The sequence below is a fragment of the Paenibacillus agaridevorans genome, assembly GCF_003112455.1.
Lineage (GTDB): Bacteria > Bacillota > Bacilli > Paenibacillales > Paenibacillaceae > Pristimantibacillus > Pristimantibacillus agaridevorans.
Genome location: NZ_BDQX01000171.1, coordinates 412,597 through 429,862, shown reverse-complemented (window position 1 = coordinate 429,862; position 17,266 = coordinate 412,597). Strand labels below are relative to the sequence as shown.

14 protein-coding genes are annotated in these 17,266 nt (G+C 54.8%); 13 read left to right on the top strand and 1 reads right to left on the bottom strand.

The features are described from left to right. The first annotated feature begins 160 nt into the window (after positions 1 to 160). The 6 genes from clpP (at position 161) to yihA (ending at position 8,207) form a co-directional block, all read left to right on the top strand. Complete coding sequence (gene clpP / locus PAT3040_RS16835; RefSeq protein WP_087566544.1) at positions 161 to 748, top strand: ATP-dependent Clp endopeptidase proteolytic subunit ClpP; 588 nt, start codon at positions 161 to 163, stop codon at positions 746 to 748. A gap of 24 nt (positions 749 to 772) precedes the next feature. Continuing rightward, a complete protein-coding gene (clpX, locus tag PAT3040_RS16830; protein WP_087566543.1) occupies positions 773 to 2,029 on the top strand; it encodes an ATP-dependent protease ATP-binding subunit ClpX in 1,257 nt (418 codons plus the stop codon). A gap of 180 nt (positions 2,030 to 2,209) precedes the next feature. Then, positions 2,210 to 3,319, top strand: coding sequence for a flavodoxin-dependent (E)-4-hydroxy-3-methylbut-2-enyl-diphosphate synthase (ispG, locus tag PAT3040_RS16825; protein ID WP_108993636.1), 1,110 nt, complete (start codon positions 2,210 to 2,212; stop codon positions 3,317 to 3,319). Between the two features lie 141 nt (positions 3,320 to 3,460). Further along, positions 3,461 to 5,164, top strand: a complete 1,704-nt coding sequence (gene lonB / locus PAT3040_RS16820; protein ID WP_087566541.1) for an ATP-dependent protease LonB — start codon at positions 3,461 to 3,463, stop codon at positions 5,162 to 5,164. A gap of 38 nt (positions 5,165 to 5,202) precedes the next feature. Then, positions 5,203 to 7,593 (top strand): endopeptidase La, encoded by a 2,391-nt coding sequence (lon, locus tag PAT3040_RS16815; RefSeq protein ID WP_108993635.1) that lies wholly within the window; start codon positions 5,203 to 5,205, stop codon positions 7,591 to 7,593. Beyond that, on the top strand, positions 7,590 to 8,207 hold the full coding sequence (gene yihA / locus PAT3040_RS16810; RefSeq protein ID WP_087566539.1) for a ribosome biogenesis GTP-binding protein YihA/YsxC: 618 nt from the start codon (positions 7,590 to 7,592) through the stop codon (positions 8,205 to 8,207). Before lon ends, yihA begins: the two co-directional genes overlap by 4 nt. Positions 8,208 to 8,407: 200 nt before the next feature. Here the strand turns inward: yihA and map are convergent, their stop codons facing one another. Then, the gene (gene map, locus PAT3040_RS16805) at positions 8,408 to 9,154 is read right to left on the bottom strand and encodes a type I methionyl aminopeptidase (protein ID WP_108993634.1); all 747 of its coding nucleotides are present in this window, start codon (positions 9,152 to 9,154) and stop codon (positions 8,408 to 8,410) included. A gap of 298 nt (positions 9,155 to 9,452) precedes the next feature. Here map and hemA point away from each other — a divergent pair, with 298 nt between their 5' ends. The 7 genes from hemA to hemL are packed head-to-tail and all read left to right on the top strand — an operon-like array spanning position 9,453 to position 17,253. Then, the gene (hemA, locus tag PAT3040_RS16800; protein ID WP_108993633.1) at positions 9,453 to 10,856 is read left to right on the top strand and encodes a glutamyl-tRNA reductase; all 1,404 of its coding nucleotides are present in this window, start codon (positions 9,453 to 9,455) and stop codon (positions 10,854 to 10,856) included. Between the two features lie 30 nt (positions 10,857 to 10,886). Next, the gene (gene ccsA / locus PAT3040_RS16795) at positions 10,887 to 11,699 is read left to right on the top strand and encodes a cytochrome c biogenesis protein CcsA (RefSeq protein ID WP_108993632.1); all 813 of its coding nucleotides are present in this window, start codon (positions 10,887 to 10,889) and stop codon (positions 11,697 to 11,699) included. 54 nt (positions 11,700 to 11,753) lie between these two features. Then, entirely contained in the window at positions 11,754 to 12,434 is a 681-nt protein-coding gene (locus tag PAT3040_RS16790; protein WP_181376666.1) for a precorrin-2 dehydrogenase/sirohydrochlorin ferrochelatase family protein, read from the top strand. Continuing rightward, on the top strand, positions 12,431 to 13,384 hold the full coding sequence (hemC, locus tag PAT3040_RS16785) for a hydroxymethylbilane synthase (protein WP_108993630.1): 954 nt from the start codon (positions 12,431 to 12,433) through the stop codon (positions 13,382 to 13,384). The genes PAT3040_RS16790 and hemC overlap by 4 nt, the downstream gene beginning before the upstream one ends. A 2-nt stretch (positions 13,385 to 13,386) precedes the next feature. Next, positions 13,387 to 14,949, top strand: coding sequence for a uroporphyrinogen-III C-methyltransferase (gene cobA / locus PAT3040_RS16780; protein ID WP_108993629.1), 1,563 nt, complete (start codon positions 13,387 to 13,389; stop codon positions 14,947 to 14,949). A 1-nt stretch (position 14,950) separates the two neighbouring features. Then, positions 14,951 to 15,952 (top strand): porphobilinogen synthase, encoded by a 1,002-nt coding sequence (hemB, locus tag PAT3040_RS16775; RefSeq protein ID WP_087566532.1) that lies wholly within the window; start codon positions 14,951 to 14,953, stop codon positions 15,950 to 15,952. Then, a complete protein-coding gene (gene hemL, locus PAT3040_RS16770; protein ID WP_108993628.1) occupies positions 15,952 to 17,253 on the top strand; it encodes a glutamate-1-semialdehyde 2,1-aminomutase in 1,302 nt (433 codons plus the stop codon). The genes hemB and hemL overlap by 1 nt, the downstream gene beginning before the upstream one ends. The last annotated feature ends 13 nt before the right edge of the window (positions 17,254 to 17,266 follow it).

Sequence of the window (17,266 nt, the reverse complement as noted above, 5' to 3'; positions counted from 1 at the left end):
CCCTACATATGAAATAGGCGGATCTCTTCGACCGCCAGGGAAGCGTACATATCAGGCGTCTGACGCCGTATACTGTAGTATTCGGCGAAATGACAATCCATAACTTAACGTGTTACAATAAGGATGCATTCCAAGTCCACAACGAAAAGAGGTTGGTCGCATGAACCTGGTACCGATTGTAGTCGAACAGACGAATCGCGGAGAACGGTCCTATGACATTTACTCCCGATTGCTGAAAGATCGCATTATTTTTCTCGGGAGTGCCATTGATGACGATGTCGCGAACTCCATCATCGCTCAGCTGCTGTTTTTGGCGGCCGACGATCCGGAGAAGGACATCCATCTGTATATCAACTCTCCCGGCGGCTCTGTAACCGCTGGAATGGGAATATATGATACGATGCAGTATATCAAGCCAGAAGTATCCACGATCTGCATGGGTATGGCGGCAAGCATGGGCTCCCTTCTTCTTACAGCCGGTGCGAAGGGCAAACGCTTTGCTCTGCCAAACGCAGAAGTGATGATCCACCAGCCTCTCGGCGGCGTCAGAGGCCAGGCGACGGATATCAAGATTCATGCCGACTGGATTCTCAAGACGAAGCAGAAGCTGAATCAAATCTATGTCGACCGTACAGGTCAGCCATATGAGAAGATTGATCGCGACACCGACCGCGATTACTTTATGAGCGCGGAAGAAGCCCTGAATTACGGTCTGATCGACAGGGTCATTACGGCGCCGCTGGGCTAACATAAACATTCAAGGGGTGAGTACATGTTCAAATTCAATGACGAAAAGGGTCAATTGAAGTGTTCGTTCTGCGGCAAATCGCAGGATCAGGTGCGCAAGCTGGTCGCCGGTCCTGGCGTCTATATATGCGATGAATGCATCGAGTTGTGCACAGAAATCGTGGAAGAGGAGCTCGGCAACGATGAAGAGCTTGATCTGAAGGATATTCCGAAGCCGAAGGATATTCGCGCCATTCTGGATTCCTATGTCATCGGTCAAGACTTCGCCAAGAAGTCGTTATCCGTTGCCGTCTACAACCATTACAAGCGGATTAATTCCGGCAGCAAAATCGATGACGTCGAGCTCCAGAAGTCGAATATTCTGCTTTTGGGTCCTACAGGCTCCGGCAAGACGCTGCTGGCGCAAACGATGGCCAAAATTCTTAACGTGCCGTTTGCAATCGCCGACGCCACTTCCTTGACGGAAGCCGGCTACGTAGGCGAAGACGTTGAGAATATTTTGCTCAAGCTGATTCAAGCCGCCGATTACGATGTGGAGAAAGCCGAGCGCGGCATTATCTACATCGACGAGATCGACAAAGTAGCCCGCAAATCCGAGAACCCGTCGATTACGCGCGACGTATCCGGCGAAGGCGTACAGCAGGCACTGCTGAAAATTCTGGAGGGTACGGTCGCATCCGTTCCGCCGCAAGGCGGACGCAAGCATCCGCATCAAGAATTTATCCAGATCGATACGACGAACATTCTGTTTATCTGCGGCGGCGCATTCGACGGCCTCGAGCAATTGATCAAACGCCGGATCGGCAAAAAGGTCATCGGCTTTAACTCCGCGGGAGACACGACAAAGGATTTGAAGCCGGGCGAATACTTGGGCATGGTATTGCCTGAGGATCTGCTGAAATTCGGTCTTATTCCGGAGTTTGTGGGCCGTTTGCCTGTCATTTCGACGCTGGAGCCGCTTGACGAGCCGGCATTGGTACGGATTTTGTCCGAACCGAAGAATGCTCTTGTCAAGCAATACCAGAAACTGCTCGAGATGGACAACGTAAAGCTCGACTTCGAGCCCGGAGCGCTCGACGCGATCGCGAAGGAAGCCATTAAGCGCAATACCGGCGCCCGCGGTCTTCGCGCCATCATCGAAGGCATTATGCTCGACGTGATGTACGAAGTTCCGACGCGAGATGACGTGAACACTTGCCTGATTACGGAGAAATCCGTGCAGGAGAAGATCATGCCTGAGCTTTCCGCCAAGAAGGGCAAGAAGAAGGAAGAAAGCGCCTGATAAGGGACGATACTCCACCCCGTGGCCTGCGATAACACGCTTGCCGCGGGGTGGACTTTGACGTTTTTGTCACCTTTCCGCTGATTTGGCGTAGTAGTTATAGCATGTTCAAAGTCCAATTGTCGGCACCATCTTCGTACTACGTTTCCCGAGATTGGACGCATGATGGGAGAGATCATAATGTATAAACGCCAAGATACGATTCCGGTGAAAGTCGGCGATCTGACGATCGGCGGCAGCAATGAAGTCATCATTCAGAGCATGTGTACGACGAAGACGGCTGACGTAGAGGCGACCGTGGCCGAGATTCTTCGTCTGGAGGAAGCGGGCTGCCAGATCGTTCGCGTAACCGTCAATAACAAAGAAGCTGCAGAAGCGATCAAGGAAATTAAGAAACGAATTCATATTCCGCTCGTTGCGGATATTCATTTTGACTACAGACTGGCCCTTGCAGCAATCGAAAACGGCATCGACAAGGTTCGGATTAATCCCGGCAACATCGGCCGCCGCGAGCGTGTGGAAGCTGTTGTGAAAGCTTGTAAGGAACGGGGGATTCCAATCCGGATCGGCGTCAACGCAGGTTCTCTGGAGAATCACTTGCTGGAGAAATACGGTTATCCAACGCCGGAAGCCATGGTGGAGAGCGCGCTTTTCCACATTGGCATTCTCGAGGAGCTCGACTTTCACGACATTATCGTTTCGCTAAAGGCGTCCGACGTGCCAATGGCGATCGCGGCCTACAGCATGGCTGCAGAGAAGATCAAATATCCGCTGCATCTTGGCATTACGGAAGCAGGCACTCTGCATACCGGCACGATCAAGAGTTCGGCGGGCATAGGAGCGTTGCTGGCTCTGGGCATCGGGAATACGGTTCGGATCAGCCTCAGCGCCGATCCTGTTGAAGAAGTAAAGGTTGCGCGCGAGCTGCTTAAGACTTTCGGTCTCATCATGAACGCGGCTACGCTCGTCTCCTGCCCGACATGCGGCAGATTGGACATCGACTTGTTCTCTATCGCCAACGAGGTAGAGGAGTATATCTCCAAGATCAAGGTACCCATCAAGGTGTCGGTGCTGGGTTGTGCGGTTAACGGTCCAGGCGAAGCACGCGAGGCGGATATCGGCATCGCGGGCGCTCGAGGTGAAGGCATGCTGTTCCGTTACGGCGAGATGATTCGCAAAGTGCCGGAAGCGGAGCTGCTTAACGAGCTGAAGAAGGAAATCGACAACATCGTGACCGTGTTTGAGGCCACCGGCGAAATTCCGGGACGCAAAAATCACGCCCACGCCTAATGTACAATAAATGAGGTTATCTGAACCGTCTAACGACTGTCAGAAGGCCTCTTCTTTTTTTCTGGCGGGGCAAGCGATTATTCCTGTATCCAAGCGGCAATACTGACAGAATACGGTTGGTATGAAAGGAGCGGGAAGGTTATGAGTTTAAGTTTGGTATTAATGCTGATTCAAGTGTTCTTTGCCGTGGTAATTGGATTGTACTTCTGGAATTTGCTTCGCAACCAGAAGACGAACCGATCGGCTGTTGATAGAGAGTCCAAGAAGGAGATGGACAAGCTCAGAAAGCTTCGCTCCATCTCGCTTACGAAACCTCTCGCGGAAAAAACGCGTCCGCAGACGATGAACGATATTATCGGACAGCGAGACGGTCTGCGCGCGCTGAAGGCCGCGCTTTGCAGCGCCAATCCTCAGCATGTCATTATTTATGGACCGCCCGGCGTCGGCAAGACGGCGGCAGCCCGCGTCGTGCTGGAAGAAGCGAAAAAAAATCCGTCATCGCCGTTCCTGGCCGAAGCGAAATTCACGGAGATTGACGCGACGACGGCCAGATTCGACGAGCGCGGCATTGCGGATCCGCTCATCGGCTCGGTTCATGACCCGATCTATCAAGGGGCCGGAGCGATGGGAGTGGCGGGCATTCCGCAGCCAAAGCCGGGCGCCGTAACGAAAGCGCATGGGGGGATTCTGTTCATCGACGAAATCGGGGAATTGCATCCCGTGCAGATGAATAAATTGTTAAAGGTGCTGGAAGATCGCAAGGTATTCCTCGAAAGCGCCTATTACCATTCCGAGGATGCCAATATTCCGTTATACATACACGATATTTTCCAGAACGGATTGCCTGCGGACTTCCGTCTTGTAGGCGCCACGACACGTTCCCCCGGCGAAATCCCGCCTGCGATCCGTTCCCGCTGCATGGAAGTATACTTCCGACCGCTGCTGGCGGATGAGATCGCGCAGGTGGCGGAGAATGCCGTGAAGAAGATCGGATTTCCTCCGTGCCCGGAGGCGATCGACGTCGTGAAGCGGTATGCTACGAATGGCCGGGAAGCCGTCAACGTTATTCAACTGGCGGCAGGCGTGGCTCTATCGGAGAAACGGGACGCCATCGCGGCAGCCGATATCGAATGGGTTGTCAACAGCAGCCAAATTCCGCCTCGCCCGGACCGCAAAGTGCCAAACGAGCCCCAGGTGGGATTCGTGAACGGTCTTGCCGTCTACGGTCCCAATATGGGGACGCTGCTGGAGATCGAAGTGAGCGCTATTCCCGCTGATGCCGGCAAAGGTACATTCAACATTACTGGCGTTGTTGACGAAGAAGAGTTGGGAGGAGGCTCGCGTACGCTCAGGCGTAAGAGTATGGCGAAGGGTTCTGTCGAGAATGTGTTGACGGTGCTCCGCAGAATCGGTCTGAATCCGCAGGACTTTGACTTGCATATCAACTTTCCTGGCGGGACTCCAATCGATGGGCCATCCGCGGGCATTGCGATGGCAACGGCGATCGCTTCGGCAATTCGGGAGATGCCGATCGACAACAAGCTGGCCATGACGGGCGAGGTTGGCATTCATGGCAACGTGAAGCCGGTCGGCGGCGTGCTCGCCAAGGTAGAGGCGGCATTTCAGGCCGGGGCGGTGCAGGTCATCATACCCAAGGAGAATTGGCAGGCGATTTTCGCCGATTTGGACGGTCTCAAGGTTATACCTGTCGATAAGGTGGAAGAGGTATTCAGGCACGTATTTCCAGAGTTGGAGACCGCTCGAGAGGAGAAAGAAGTGCCTGCCGTGAGCGAATTGTTTAGGCCAAGCAGCCTTCCTTATTTGCAGGCGGATTCCGCGGAGTGATAAGATAAGGTAGATGCTGTAGAAATGGAGGTGCAGGTATGGGACCAAGCAAGTCGAAAGGTCGCCGGCTGCCCTTGCTTCCGCTGAGAGGATTACTTGTTTATCCAAGCATGGTGCTCCACCTTGATGTGGGCAGGGATAAATCCGTCCGCGCGCTGGAGCGGGCAATGGTCGAAGACCACATGATTTTGTTGTGTTCGCAGTCGGAGGTCAATATCGAAGAACCGACGCAGGAGGATATTTACAAGGTTGGCACAATCGCGAAGGTCAGGCAGATGCTTAAGCTGCCAAACGGCACCATTCGCGTGCTTGTGGAGGGCGTCGTTCGCGCAGAGGTGCAGAGCTATGTAACGAATGACGAGTTCTATGAGGTTATGGCGAAGGAGCTGCCGGAGGAGGATACGGACGATCCAGAGGTGGACGCATTGATGCGCTCCGTCCTGAGCCAGTTCGAGCATTATATTTCGTTATCGAAAAAGGTTACTCCGGAGACCTATGCGGCAGTATCGGATATCGACGATCCTGGCCGCCTGGCGGACGTCATTACAAGCCATTTGTCGCTCAAGATCAAGGACAAACAGGATATTCTCGAAACGATCGATGTGGCGGCGAGGCTGGAGAGACTGCTGGATCTGCTGAATAACGAACGCGAAGTGCTGGAGCTGGAGCGTCAGATCAACCAGCGCGTCAAGAAGCAGATGGAGAAAACGCAGAAGGAATATTATCTCCGCGAACAGATGAAGGCCATCCAGAAGGAGCTCGGCGAGAAGGAAGGCCGGGCGGGCGAGGCCGAAGAGCTTAGAAGCCAGTTGGAGGAAGCCGGCGTTCCCGAAACGGTTAAGGAAAAGGTCGTCAAGGAAATCGACCGGCTCGAGAAGATGCCGCCTTCCTCGGCAGAAGGCGGAGTCATCCGCAATTATATCGATTGGTTACTCGCGTTGCCGTGGAACAAGAGAACAAATGATGATCTCAGCATCGAGAAGGCCGAGGATATTTTGAACGATGATCATTATGGCCTGGAGAAACCGAAGGAGCGCGTGCTGGAATATTTGGCGGTACAACAGCTCGTGGGCAAGATGAAAGGACCTATCCTCTGTCTCGTAGGCCCTCCCGGCGTCGGCAAAACATCGCTGGCCCGATCCATTGCGAAGTCGCTCGACCGGAAGTTCGTGCGCATCTCGCTGGGCGGCGTGCGCGACGAAGCCGAGATTCGCGGTCATCGCAGAACGTACGTCGGCGCGATGCCGGGCCGCATCATGCAGGGGATGAAGACGGCCGGCAGCCTTAACCCGGTGTTCCTGCTCGACGAGATCGACAAGATGGCGTCGGACTTCCGGGGGGATCCTTCGTCAGCATTACTTGAGGTGCTCGATCCCGAGCAGAACAACACGTTCAGCGACCATTACATCGAGGTTCCTTTCGACCTCTCCAACGTGATGTTCGTGACGACGGCTAATGCGCTGCACAATATTCCGCGTCCGCTGCTGGACCGGATGGAAGTGCTGTACATTCCGGGTTACACGGAGCTGGAGAAGGAACAGATCGGCGTGCGTTACCTGCTGCCGAAGCAGAAGCGCGACCACGGTCTTGAGGATACGCAGCTGGAGCTGACGGACGAGGCGCTGCAGCTGTTAATTCGCGAGTATACGCGCGAATCCGGCGTACGAAATCTGGAGCAGCAAATCGCAGCCGTTTGCCGCAAGGCGGCCAAACATTTTGTATCCGAGGTAAAAACAGCTGAAGAAGGTTCGGAAGAGCAGGAGACGAAGCCGCTAAAGGTGGACAGCGAGCTCGTTAAGCAATGGCTTGGACCTCCGAAGTTCCGATACGGCTTGGCCGAAAGCGAAGATCAGATTGGCGCCGTTACGGGGCTGGCCTGGACCGAGGTCGGCGGCGATACGCTGGTCATCGAGGTGACCGTCATGCCGGGCAGCGGCAAGCTGACGCTGACGGGCAAGCTGGGCGACGTGATGAAGGAGTCCGCGCAGGCTGCATTTAGCTATACGCGTTCCAAAGCGTTGGAGTTATCCATTGATCCGAGCTTCCACGAGAAAAACGATATCCATATCCATATCCCGGAAGGAGCCATTCCGAAGGATGGTCCATCCGCTGGCATTACGATCGCGACGGCGCTCATCTCCGCGCTGACGAATCGGTATGTTTCGCGCGAAGTGGCAATGACCGGCGAGATTACGCTCCGCGGCCGCGTGCTGCCGATCGGCGGCTTAAAGGAGAAGTCTCTTGCCGCGCATCGGGCGGGTATAAGGAAGGTACTGCTTCCGAAGGATAACGAACGTGATTTAAAGGACATCCCGGACAGCATCAAAGCAGATATGACTTTCGTGCCGGTGGGTCATATGGACGAGGTTCTTCTCCAAGCACTCGTTCCGGCAGGAACAGCAGAGAAAGCGGGTACCCCAATTTCATGAAAATAAAAGATTCTCAATTCATCATCAGCGCGGTTAAGCCGCATCAATACCCCGAGGATGCCTTGCCGGAGATTGCTCTGGCAGGGCGTTCCAATGTGGGTAAATCCTCGTTGATCAACAAGATGATCATGCGCAAAAACCTGGCTCGTACGAGCTCGCAGCCCGGGAAAACGCAGCAGCTTAACTATTATCGGGTCAACGATATGGTTTATTTCGTCGACTTCCCCGGCTATGGTTACGCCAAAGTATCCAAAACCCAGCGAGAGCAGTTCGGCGAGATGATCGAGACGTATCTTAGGGAACGGGAACCGCTCAAGCTTCAATTGCTCGTTATCGATGTCCGCCACGAGCCCTCCAAGGACGACGTGCTGATGTACCAATGGCTCAAGCATTACGAAATCCCCACTTGTATCGTAGCGACGAAAGCGGACAAGATCCCGCGTTCCAAGTGGGACAAGCATATCAAGATGATCAAGACGGCGCTGGAAGCCGACCCGCGCGACTCCGTCGTCCTGTTCTCCTCGGAGACCGGGCTTGGCCGCGATCAGCTCTGGGACGTCATTACGGATGCGATCGGCTACAATAGCGAGCAAGAAAACGATGTTCTACCATAAGGATGAGAATTCAGCGCAATTGTATCGATTTGTAAAGAAATCCTACATTTACACATAAGCTGTTTGCGCTGGAGGCATAAGTGAAGCTTCGGGGCGAAGGGAAAGCGGCCGCGCAAATGCGGCCGCTTTTTATTGTTTTTGTCCGTTCGGAGATAACTGGACGTTTTGTTCTTGCAGAGATCTAACGGCATTAACGGCTGCTATACGGCGGTCAAAATAATGGGTTCATTCTTCGTAATGATAATGGTGTGCTCGTGTTGCGCAACGAAGCTATTGTCGGGCACGCTTAAAGTCCATCCGTCCGCTTGCTCGACGACATACCCCGCGCCCGTAGACAAAAAGGGCTCGATCGTAATGACCATTCCTTCTTTTAATACCCGTTTATCGTGCTTGTTGTAAACCGGCAGTATCTCCTGCGGCGCCTCGTGCAGGGCTTTCCCGATGCCGTGGCTGCACAGATTCTCAATGACGTTATAGCCGCCTTTTTTGGCCTCGCTTTCGATAATCCTTCCTACTTCGTTTAACTTCACTCCATGTTTCAGCGACGAGATCACTTTCATCATCGTATTGTGCGTGTATTGGCATAGTCGCGTTAACGCCGGCTTGAATGGAGCGATCACAAAGGAATGTCCAGCGTCCGCGTAATAGCCTCCCAATTCAGCCGAAACATCAATGTTGATCAAATCGCCAGGCTTAATGACGCGTTTGCCCGGGATGCCGTGTGCGACTTCGCGGTTGATGCTAATGCAAGTGTCGCCGGGGAAATTGTAAGTTAACTTAGGCGCGGAAACGGCTCCGTGTTTTGCCAGAAACAGTCCTCCGATTTCGTCTAATTCCTTTGTCGTCATTCCGACGCGCGCGCTGCTTTTCATTTCTTGAATCGTCAATGCGACGATTTTGCCGATCTTCTTCAGTCCATCCATGTCTTCTTGCGAGCCTACTGTCATAAAAATACCTCCAAATCCCGAATTGATTGATTTATTATAACACATTTTCGAATGCTCCCTTGACGAGGCAATCCATGGTTATTTCTTTGCGGAATAAGGGAAATACTATGCTACATCGACCGCTGGACGGTACATATTATGTAATCCGCGCGGATTTCTTCAAACATTGGTCAAAAATGAACCCTGCATGAATGTCGAACTGTGCTATAATAATTCCAATCAACGGATTATCGGACCAAAAAGAACGTGGCGAAGACGGACAGGCTTGCGCTCGCGGAGGAAGGGGGGAATACCACGCATGCACATCATCGCGGTTGGATTGAATTACCGGACGGCGCCCGTAGAGGTTAGAGAGAAATTTACGTTCGCGGAGAAAGAGCTGCCGGAAGCGCTAAACGCCTTGATCGGAACGAAAAGCATCATGGAAGGTGTCATCGTGGCGACCTGCAACCGAACGGAGATGTACGCCGTCGTCGACCGTCATCAATTATGCGGGCATTATATTCGCAGCTTTATGGAGAAGTGGTTTGGTTTGCCGCGAGAGCAATTTACCAACCATCTCTACATGTACGAGGACGAAGCCGCCATTCGTCATCTCTTTAAGGTGACAAGCGGCTTGGATTCCATGGTCATCGGGGAGACCCAAATTCTCGGTCAGGTGAAGGACGCGTTCCTGCTTGCCCAGGAGAAAAAGACGACCGGCACCGTATTTAATATGCTCTTTAAGCAGGCGGTAACGATGGCGAAACGCGCCCATTCGGAGACAACGATCGGCGAATCGGCTGTTTCCGTAAGTTATGCGGCCGTAGAGCTTGGCAAGCAGATTTTTGGACAATTCAACCGCAAGACGGTTATGATTATCGGGGCAGGCGACACAGGCGAACTAACAGCTAAACACTTGTATGCGAACGGGGCAGAGCGTATTCTTGTCGTAAATCGTACTTTCGAGCGCGCTGCTCAGCTGGCAGACAAGTTCGGCGGCACCCCTTTATCGCTGGAGGAAGGTTTAAAGAAGCTGCCGGAAACGGACATAATTATTAGTTCGACGGGCTCGGAGAGTTATGTTCTTAATCGACTGCAGGTTGCCGAAGCCATGAAGAGCCGGAAATCCAAGCCGTTGTTTATGATTGATATTGCCGTTCCGCGTGATCTGGATCCAACAATCGCTGCCGTCGAGAACGTCTTTTTATATGATATTGACGATCTGGAAGGCATCGTGGAGAGCAATCTGGATCAGCGCCGCCGCGAAGCGGCGAAAATCGATGTTATGATCGACGACGAAATGGTTGCCTTCGAGCAATGGTACAAGACGCTGGGCGTCGTGCCGCTTATCCGATCGCTGCAGACGAAGGCGACGGATATCCATGACGAGACGATGAACAGCCTGACGAAAAAGCTGCCTGGCCTCAGCGAACGCGAGCTAAAGGTGATTCGCAAGCTGACCAAAAGCATGATGAACCAAATGATACAGGATCCCATATTGCGCATTAAAGAGATGGCCGGCGAAAAGCGGGCAGAGGAAGCGATGGACATGTTCGTGAAGCTGTTCGCGCTGGAGGAGCTTGCGGAATCGCAGCAGCAGTCCGGACTATATCCGGGAGCTGCCGAGAAGGCGGCGGGCGCCTCCAAGCTGAACACATCGACGGCTCTGGTCAAGAATGCTCAGCAACAGGCGGGGGCACCTGCTTTTGCCCCTACTTGATCGGCTGGAAGGTTTCAACGCGGAGGGGTTATGGGAACAGCAAATTGGTTATACGATACGATACTGTATGTTTACGCCCTGAGCCTTCTGTTTTATTTCTCCGACTTCATGAATGCAAGCCGGAGAGCAAAACGGATAGGCACAGGGCTCCTTGTTTTTGTATGGGTGCTTCAAACGGGCTACCTGATTACGAGGCTGGTCTCCCATCTGGATTTATCGCAAATATCCGCATTCGAATACTGGTTATGTTTTTCATGGCTGATCGTGACCGTATCGCTTGTGATGAGCCGCTTTTATTCCATCGATTACATCGTCTTTTTCGTTAATGTCGTCGGATTCGCCGTATTGGCCCTTAATTTATATGCCGGAGCGGCCCAAGGCAACGAGAATGCGGTAGGGCAGACGACTCGAGAGCTTTTATACGTACATATCAGCCTTATTGTATGCGCATATGCGGCGTTGACCTTCGGGGCCCTGCTCGCGGGGATGTACATGTTTCTTCATCATCGGCTTAAGAGCAAACGCTGGTCGAAGTTCGTGAGGCGTTACCCCAGCCTGGGTATGATCGAACGTTTCTCGGATCGCGCCGTGATGATCGGAGTTCCGCTGCTCGCGATGTCGCTTTCTATCGCCGTTACCTCGCTGCTTGTTGAGGGGCGAATCGTGTTGCTGCTGGATTGGAAGGTGCTGTCCTCGTTTGCCGCGCTTGTCATGTTTATTGTGTACATCTATCAGCGCGCCAGAAACAGGCGTACCGGGGAGCAGCTTGCCAAGCTTTATCTGATCGCGTTTCTTGTGCTCCTGCTGAATTTGGCTTCAAGCGCCTTCTCTTCCTTCCATTGACGGGGACGGGGATGTTCGGCTCGACATAGTAACTTGAGAGGGGGCATCGTCACGGTGGAACTGGCAAGGGAACATAAGGTGAGACCAACGTATTACGCTGCCGCGCTGGACTTAAAGGGCAAGTTATGCGCCGTTATCGGCGGAGGGATTGTGGCGGAGCGGAAACTGAAGGGACTGCTGGAGGGGGGCGCCGATCGGGTTCGATTGGTAAGTCCTGAGGTGACGCCAGGCATTGCCGCCCTGGCAGACGGGGGAAACATCATTTTAGAGCAGCGTGACTACCAGGAGAGCGATCTGGCGAATGTGTGGCTGGTCTTCGCTTGCACGCACGATGCGATGTTGAATGCCGCAATTGCGCTGGCTGCGAATCGGCGCGGAATATGGTGCAACGTGACGGACGATGCGGCGTCGGGCAGCTTTATTTCGCCGTCCGTCGTGCGCAGAGGCGATTTGCTGCTGGCCGTGACAGCTTCTGGAGCAAGCCCTTCTTTGTCAGCTTTGATCAGAACCGAGCTGGAACGGCAGTACGGTCCGCAATATATAGAACGCGTGGAGCGGCTGCGACAGCTAAGGGAATATGTATACAAGACGCAAAAGAACGAACGGGTTAGACGCGAAGTGTTGAGACTTGCAGCCGAAGGCACGTTAATGGATGACGGGGCTGCAGGAACGCTTGGATTAGATGAGTGGTATGCTGTGTTGCTGGAGATAACGATTGGGAGGCAGATGGAATGAGCAGAGAGGAACGCGTGATTACGGTAGGAACGAGACAAAGCGCGCTTGCGTTGACGCAGACGGGACAAGTCATTGACCAGCTCGAGGCGATATGCGAGGAGCATGGATTGCCCTATACGTTCGAAATTCGCAAAATCCTGACCAAAGGCGACCAGATTCTGGATGTCACTTTGTCCAAGGTGGGCGGCAAAGGGCTGTTCGTCAAGGAAATCGAACAAGCGCTTATCGATAAAGAGATTGATCTTGCCGTACATAGCATGAAAGACATGCCTTACGAGCTTCCGGAAGGGCTGATTAACGGCGCTACGCCTAAGCGGGTCCATCCCGGCGACTGTCTGATCATGAAGAAAGGGAACAGCCTGCAGGATCTGCCGCTTGGCGCCAAGGTCGGCACAAGCAGCTTGCGACGCTCCTGCCAGCTGAAGCATGCGAGACCGGATCTGCAGCTGGAGTCGATCCGCGGCAACATTGATTCCCGTATCCGCAAGCTGGAGACCGAGGGTTTCGATGCCATCATCCTCGCAGCAGCAGGCTTGTCAAGAATGGGCTGGGAGGATCGAATCTCCGCCCATGTTCCGATGGATATCTGCACGCCGGCGGTCGGGCAAGGCGCTCTTGGCATCGAATGCCGGGAAGGCGATTCCGACGTCAGGGAGCTGCTGAATCTCTTTAATGATTCCGAAACGGAGCTGACAGTGAAGGCCGAGCGGAGCTTCCTGGGCACGCTGCAAGGGGGCTGCCAAGTGCCGATCGGGGCGCATGCCGTCATCGTTGACCGTGCCAGTACCGTGCCGGTGCTGGAATTGACCGGCATCGTCGGCTCGCCTGACGGCGTTACGCTATTGAAAGAGATCAAACGCGGGACCGATCCCATCGAGCTGGGCAAGGAAGTGGCGAATGCGCTGCTTGCGGCAGGCGGAGATGTCATTCTGGCGGAAATCGGGGGATAACGATGGACAAGGGGAAAGTATATTTGGTCGGCGCGGGTCCGGGAGATCCCAAGCTGATTACGGTGCGCGGCCTGCAATGTCTGGAGCGATGCGACGTCGTCGTCTATGACCGTCTGGCAAGCCCGCGGCTGCTCCGGCATGTCAAGCCGACTGCGGAATTTATCTACGTCGGCAAGCTTCCGGACCGCCATACGATGAAGCAAGAAGCGATCAATCAGTTGCTCGTCGATCTGGCGCTGGCCGGAAAGACGGTAACGCGGCTCAAAGGCGGAGACCCGACGATTTTCGGGCGCGTGGGAGAGGAAGCGGAGCTGCTTTACGATAACGGCATCGAATTCGAGATCGTACCCGGCATCACTTCGGCCATTGCCGTTCCGGCTTACGCCGGCATCCCGGTCACCCATCGCGATCTGGCTTCCTCGTTGTCTATCGTGACGGGGCATGAGAGCCCGGATAAGCTGGACCGTTCCATTTATTGGGACAAGGTGACGAATGCGACCGGCACGCTGTTGTTCCTCATGGGCGTAGCCAAAATTGGATACATCGCGGAGCAGCTTATGAAGCACGGCAAACCCGCGTCTACTCCGGTAGCGCTGGTCCGCTGGGGAACTCGCGTGGAGCAGCGGACGCTGGTCGGTACGCTTGCCGATATCGAAGAGAAGGTCAAGGCGGCGAACTTCCAGCCGCCAGCCGTCATTATCGTCGGCGAGGTCGTGCTTCAACGGGAGAAGCTGCGCTGGTTCGAACGCAAGCCGTTGTTCGGCACGAGAGTGCTTGTGACTAGAGCTCGCGCGCAAGCAAGCGAGCTGTCGGAGTCCATCGAGGAATTGGGCGGCGAGCCTTGCGAATTCCCGGTCATCGATATTCGCGAGCCAGAGGGCGAAGCGGAGATTCAGGCACTTAAGGAGAAGCTGGCGGAAGCGGGGAGCTACGACTGGCTGATCTTCACGAGTGTGAACGGGGTCGATTATTTCTTCCGCTGGCTGCGCCGGTTCGGTCTGGATATACGTGCCTTCTCAAAGGCTCGCATTGCTGCTGTCGGACCCAAGACGGCGGAGGCGTTGGCGCATAGAGGGCTGCTGACAGAGGAGCTGCCTGTCAAGTTCCATGCGGAGTCGCTGCTGGATCGGGTTGAAGGCTGGATGAAGCCGGGAGAGAGAGCGCTGCTGCCAAGAGGCGATCTTGCGAGGGATGTATTGCCGAGGCTGCTGCGGGAAAGAGGCGTAGAGGCGGTTGAGGCGGACGTATACGAGACGTCGATTGCCGATACGCAAGACGAATTCGTGATGGATTGGCTGCGCGAGGGAGCTATCGGCATCATTACGTTTACCAGTTCCTCGACCGTAACCAACCTGATGACCCTGCTGCGGAAAAACGGGATCGAGGAGCCCGCGCAGGCTCTGTCGGGCATCCCGATTGCTAGCATTGGCCCAATCACTTCCGAGACGGTGCGAAGCGTCGGTCTTGAGGTGACGGTCGAAGCGGAAGAAGCTACAATTGATGGTTTGCTGGCCGCGGTCGTCGATTGGCGGCATAAGGATAAAGCATCGAAGGAGGACGATTAATATGGCATTCCCGATTACAAGACATCGCAGACTTCGCAGAACGGCGGGCATTCGCGGCATGGTGCGCGAGACGTTATTGACGGCGGAGGATTTTATATATCCCATCTTCGTAACGCATGGTACGAACGTGAAGGAAGAAATTCCGTCCATGCCCGGCGTCTACCATTTCTCCATGGATCGATTGGAGGAGGAGATTCGCGACGTAGTGGCTTCCGGCGTAAGGTCCGTGCTGCTGTTCGGCGTTCCCGAGCACAAAGATTCGATCGGCAGCTCCGCCTATGACCGGGATGGAATCGTGCAGCAAGCGATTCGGGCAGTCAAGAGTTGGGCGCCGGAGCTGGTCATCGTAGCCGATACTTGCCTCTGCCAGTTTACGGATCATGGCCATTGCGGCATCGTGCATCAAGATACGGCGTCGGGTACGGCAGTGGTAGACAATGATCAATCGCTGGAGCTGCTCGTGCGTACGGCGGTATCCCAAGCAGAGGCCGGCGCGGACATTATAGCTCCATCCAATATGATGGACGGATTCGTCCATGCGATCCGCAGCGGCCTGGACGATGCGGGCTACAGCGATATCGCGATTATGTCATATTCCGTCAAATACGCTTCCGCCTTCTACGGGCCGTTCCGCGATGCGGCGCATTCCGCTCCGCAATTCGGCGACCGCAAAACGTACCAGATGGATCCCGCCAACGTTAGGGAGGCGATCCGGGAAGCCGATTCCGACGTTGCGGAAGGCGCGGATATGTTAATGGTAAAGCCGGCGCTTGCTTATCTCGACGTGCTGCGATTGCTCAAAGAGCAATTTGACCTTCCGCTGGTCGCTTACAACGTCAGCGCGGAATACTCCATGGTGAAGGCGGCGGCCGCGAACGGCTGGATCAATGAGCGCGGCATCGTGCTGGAAACGCTGACTGGCATGAAGCGCGCCGGCGCGGACATTATTATTACTTACCATGCCAAAGACGCATCCCGCTGGCTGAGAGGAGAAGAGGTCTGATGAGCGAGAATTCGAGAGTTAGGCAAGATGCCAAGTCCGCAGAAGCGTTCGCGAGAGCGAAGAAGGTGATCCCGGGCGGAGTAAACAGTCCCGTACGGGCGTTTAAGTCCGTTGGACTGACTCCCGTTTATATGGAACGAGGCGCAGGCAGCCGTGTATACGATATCGACGGCAACTCTTATATCGACTACGTTGCCTCCTGGGGCCCGCTTATTATGGGCCATGCTCATCCGGAGGTTGTGGAAGCGCTCCGGAAGACTGCGGAGAAGGGGACGAGCTTCGGCGCGCCTACGGAGCTGGAGACGCTCATGGCTGAGCTTGTCTGCGAGCGAGTGCCGTCCGTGGACGTCGTGCGGATGGTCAACTCCGGCACGGAAGCGACGATGAGCGCGCTCAGGCTCGCTCGCGGCTATACGAAGAGGAGCAAGATCATGAAGTTCGAAGGCTCCTACCATGGACATGCCGACAGCCTGCTCATCAAGGCGGGTTCCGGCGTCGCGACGCTCGGCCTGCCGGACAGCCCAGGCGTGCCTGAGCATGTCGCTTCCCACACGATAACGGTGCCGTACAACGACATCGAGTCGGTGAAGCTGGCGTTCGAGAAGTTCGGCGAGGAGATTGCTTGCGTCATCGTGGAACCAATCGCCGGCAACATGGGCGTAGTGCCTCCGCTGCCAGGTTTCCTGGACGGTCTGCGGGCCATTACATCGGAGTACGGCAGCCTGCTGATCTTCGATGAAGTCATGACGGGCTTCCGCGTTGGATATTCCTGCGCGCAAGGACTCTACGGGATCACCCCTGATCTGACTTGCTTCGGCAAGGTCATCGGCGGCGGATTGCCGGTCGGCGCCTATGGCGGCAGACGCGAAATTATGGAGATGATCGCGCCAAGCGGGCCCATCTACCAAGCGGGCACCCTGTCGGGCAATCCGCTGGCCATGGCTGCAGGCTACACGACGCTTAAGCTGATGACGCATGACAAGTACGAGCTGCTGGAGCGCCAGGCGGTCAAGCTTCAGCTTGGCATCGAACGCAATGCCGCAAAGCACGGCATCCCGATAACCATCAACCGGGTGGGCTCCATGGTATGTCCGTTCTTTACGGAGAAGACGGTCATCAACTACGATGCCGCGAAGACATCCGATCTGGAACGATTCAAGTCTTATTTTGCGGCTATGCTGGATCTCGGAGTTAGTCTCCCGCCATCCCAGTTCGAAGGCATGTTCGTATCCGCCGTCCATTCCGACGAGGATATTGAAGCGACGATCGCGGCCCATGACGGGGCGCTGGGTCGTCTATAGAGGTTAGAGGAGG

Coding starts and splice junctions, on each gene's coding strand:
- clpP (WP_087566544.1), top strand. CDS start 161: ATGAACCTGGTACCGATTGTAGTCGAACAGACGAATCGCGGAGAACGG.
- clpX (WP_087566543.1), top strand. CDS start 773: ATGTTCAAATTCAATGACGAAAAGGGTCAATTGAAGTGTTCGTTCTGC.
- ispG (WP_108993636.1), top strand. CDS start 2,210: ATGTATAAACGCCAAGATACGATTCCGGTGAAAGTCGGCGATCTGACG.
- lonB (WP_087566541.1), top strand. CDS start 3,461: ATGAGTTTAAGTTTGGTATTAATGCTGATTCAAGTGTTCTTTGCCGTG.
- lon (WP_108993635.1), top strand. CDS start 5,203: ATGGGACCAAGCAAGTCGAAAGGTCGCCGGCTGCCCTTGCTTCCGCTG.
- yihA (WP_087566539.1), top strand. CDS start 7,590: ATGAAAATAAAAGATTCTCAATTCATCATCAGCGCGGTTAAGCCGCAT.
- map (WP_108993634.1), bottom strand. CDS start 9,154: ATGACAGTAGGCTCGCAAGAAGACATGGATGGACTGAAGAAGATCGGC.
- hemA (WP_108993633.1), top strand. CDS start 9,453: ATGCACATCATCGCGGTTGGATTGAATTACCGGACGGCGCCCGTAGAG.
- ccsA (WP_108993632.1), top strand. CDS start 10,887: ATGGGAACAGCAAATTGGTTATACGATACGATACTGTATGTTTACGCC.
- hemC (WP_108993630.1), top strand. CDS start 12,431: ATGAGCAGAGAGGAACGCGTGATTACGGTAGGAACGAGACAAAGCGCG.
- cobA (WP_108993629.1), top strand. CDS start 13,387: ATGGACAAGGGGAAAGTATATTTGGTCGGCGCGGGTCCGGGAGATCCC.
- hemB (WP_087566532.1), top strand. CDS start 14,951: ATGGCATTCCCGATTACAAGACATCGCAGACTTCGCAGAACGGCGGGC.
- hemL (WP_108993628.1), top strand. CDS start 15,952: ATGAGCGAGAATTCGAGAGTTAGGCAAGATGCCAAGTCCGCAGAAGCG.